Annotated in this window: 2 protein-coding genes and 1 pseudogene; 2 read left to right on the forward strand and 1 reads right to left on the reverse strand. The window is 70.9% G+C overall.

The genetic code is table 11. The features are described from left to right. Positions 1-856, forward strand: an 856-nt coding sequence (locus ACHFFZ_RS09245; protein ID WP_394276347.1) for a zinc-binding dehydrogenase, incomplete at its 5' end; no start/stop codon positions are given. A gap of 73 nt (positions 857-929) precedes the next feature. Here the strand turns inward: ACHFFZ_RS09245 and ACHFFZ_RS09250 are convergent. Then, complete coding sequence (locus ACHFFZ_RS09250) at positions 930-2,522, reverse strand: YegS/Rv2252/BmrU family lipid kinase (protein WP_394276348.1); 1,593 nt, start codon at positions 2,520-2,522, stop codon at positions 930-932. A 76-nt stretch (positions 2,523-2,598) separates the two neighbouring features. On the opposite strand from ACHFFZ_RS09250, the pseudogene ACHFFZ_RS09255 reads away from it, so the two are divergent. Further along, positions 2,599-3,018: pseudogene (locus ACHFFZ_RS09255) on the forward strand (serine--tRNA ligase); the annotation flags it as partial.

Below are 3,018 nucleotides of genomic sequence, written 5' to 3' on the forward strand. Positions count from 1 at the left end.
GCCCACCCCGATCGGCCACGAGTACGTCGGCATCGTCGAGCAGGTGGGTGACGAGGTGAGCAGCGTGAAGGTCGGCGACTTCGTCGTCGGCGGCTTCACCTACAGCGACAACACCTGCCCGGTGTGCCGCAAGGGCGCCCACGCCAACTGCCTCAACGGCGGTGGCTACGACGGCTGCCAGGCCGAGAGGATCCGCATCCCGCAGGCCGACGGCACCCTGCTGGCCACCCCCGGACAGCCCGACGAGGACCTCATCCCGCACCTGCTGGCCCTGTCCGACGTGATGTGCACCGGCTGGCATGCCGCCGTCAGCGGCGGGGTCGGCCCCGGCAAGACCGTGGCCGTGGTCGGCGACGGCGCCGTCGGCCTGTCCGCGGTGCTGGCCAGCGTCGAGCTGGGCGCCGAGCGCGTCATCGCCATGAGCCGCCACGCCGACCGCCAGCAGATCGCCAAGGACTTCGGCGCCACCGACATCGTCGCGGAGCGCGGCGAGGAGGGCGTGAAGAAGGTTCAGGAGCTCACCGAGGGCATCGGCGCCGACGTGGTGCTGGAGTGCGTCGGCACCGAGGACGCGCGCACGCAGGCCGTCGAGTGCCTGCGTCCCGGCGGCATGGTGGGCGTCGTCGGTGTTCCCCACGGCGACATGGACATCACCCAGATGTTCTGGAAGAACCAGGGCGTCCACGGCGGCGTCGCGCCGGTGCGCAACTACCTGGAGCACCTGCTGCAGCTGGTGCTCGACCGCAGGATCCAGCCCGGCAAGGTCTTCGACCTGGAGCTGCCGCTGGAGAAGGTGGCCGAGGCCTACAAGGCGATGGACGAGCGCACCGCCACCAAGGTGCTGCTGCGCCCCTGAGTCACAGGGAGTATGAAGTGTGTGGCCCAGCCCTCGACATCGGGGGCTGGGCCACACACTCCACGGCGGGGGCTCACTCCTGCATCAGCAGCAGGGCGCCGGCTGCGACCTCGGCCTCGAAGACCGTGGTGTGGCCTTCGGTGTCACCGTCCAGCTCGTAGGGCATCTTCTCCGCCACCTCCAGGCGTACCTTGCGCGCCTGCACCTGGTCCACGCGGTCCAGGTCACTGGCGACGCGGCCCAGGACCTTCGCGGTCATGGTGGCCATGTCCACATAGCTGCGCGGCGAGGCGACGATCAGGTCCAGCAGGCCGTCGCTGGCATTGGCCCGCGGCATCAGCTGGATGCCGCCCTGCAGCATGCCCACATTGCCCACCACGGCCATCGTGGCGCGGCGGTGCTGCGGCTCGCCGTCGTCGACGGTGAACGTCAGCTCCATCGGCTCCGAGGCCACCTCGCGGGCGGCGGCCAGGAAGTAGGCGGCCGAGCCGACGACCTTCTTCAGCTCCGGACGGGTCTTCTCCATGATCCGCGCGTCGGTGCCGATCCCTGCCATGACGGCGAAGTGGACGTCCCGTTCGGTGCCGTCGGCCTCCACCGGGCCGTCGACACGCACCCGCACCAGGTCGATCGCGCGCGGCTTGCCGTTGAAGGCGACGGCGGCCGCTGCCACCTCGTCCAGCGGGATCCCCAGGTTCCTGGCCAGCAGGTTTCCGGTGCCGGCCGGGATGATGCCCAGCGGGATGCCGGAATTGGCCAGCTCGGAGCAAACCACGCGCACCGTTCCGTCGCCGCCGGCCACCACCACCAGGTCGACATCGCGGGAGATCGCCTCCTGGGCCATCGCATAACCCGGGTCGTCACGCTTGGTCTGCAGCCAGAGCGCGTCGCCCCAGCCACGACGGTCGAGCTCCCACTCCAGGGTGCGACGGAAGCTGGCCGGGTCGAGCACCTTCGACGGGTTCCAGATCACCGCGCAGGTCCGGGTGCGGCCGTCGAGCAGGTGCCGGGCCGGAAGCGGCAGCACGTGCACCCGGCAGACCAGGCAGGCCAGGCTGGCGCAGACCACGCCGAGCAGCAGCCCCGCCACCACGTCGCTGGGCCAGTGCGCCGACATCACGACGCGGTCGATCGCCACCACCATGACCAGGACCACACCGACGGCACGCCACAGCAGGCGGCTGTCGGCGGGCTGCCGGGTGGTGGTCGTGGCGGCCGCAGCCATCAGGGCGACGGTGGTGGCCATGGTCATGTGCCCGCTGGGATAGGAGGAGCCGTGCTGGGTGATGACGTCCATCACCGGCGCGGGGCGGGGGCGGCCCACCAGCAGCTTGAGCACCGTGAAGGAGAGCCAGGCCAGCGCCACCGAGCCCACCAGCGCCATCGCCAGGTTGCGCAGCCGGCGCCGCCAGGCCCACAGCGCCACCACGCACAAGCAGGCAGCCAGCACGCCCGGCATCGTCACCACGGCGATGGCCGACCAGACCTCTGCGGCGGCACCATCGGGGGTGATCCAGCGGCGCTCGGCCCACCGGTCGAACCCGTCGAGCAGGCCGGTTCCCAGCACCAGCCAGGTCCACACCGCCAGCCCCAACAGGGAGAGCACCAGGGTGGACAGGGCCAGGTGGCGCCGTCGCAGCCGGTCGGGGGACAGGTGGGCGAACATGTCCCGATTCTGACACGGGCGCCCGTGTGCGGACGCCGCAGACGGCACGGGGGTCCGCAGTCGGTAGTCTTGGGCCATGATCGATCCGAAGCTCCTGCGCACCGACCCCGACCGAATCCGGCGTAGTGAGATCGCGCGCGGAGGATCAGGCGAGGTCGTCGACCAGCTGCTGGCCGCCGACGAGGCCCGCCGCAGCAACATCATGACCTTCGAGACCCAGCGCGCCGAGCAGAAGGAGCTCGGCAAGCAGGTGGCCAAGGCCTCCGGCGAGGAGAAGCAGCAGCTGCTGGCCCGCACCAAGCAGCTCGCTGCGGACGTGAAGCAGGCCCAGACCGCCGCCGACGAGGCCGGCGCCAAGTTCGACGAGCTGATGAAGCAGCTGGGCAACCTGGTCATCGACGGCGTCCCCACCGGCGGCGAGGACGACCTGTACGTGATCGAGACCCACGGCACCCCGCGTGACTTCGCCGCCGAGGGCTTCGAGCCTCGCGACCAC

Source organism: Luteococcus sp. (assembly GCF_043424415.1).
Lineage (GTDB): Bacteria > Actinomycetota > Actinomycetes > Propionibacteriales > Propionibacteriaceae > Luteococcus.

Bases quoted from the DNA above. Each gene is read 5' to 3' on its own strand.
- ACHFFZ_RS09250 (WP_394276348.1), bottom strand. From the start codon at position 2,522: ATGTTCGCCCACCTGTCCCCCGACCGGCTGCGACGGCGCCACCTGGCC.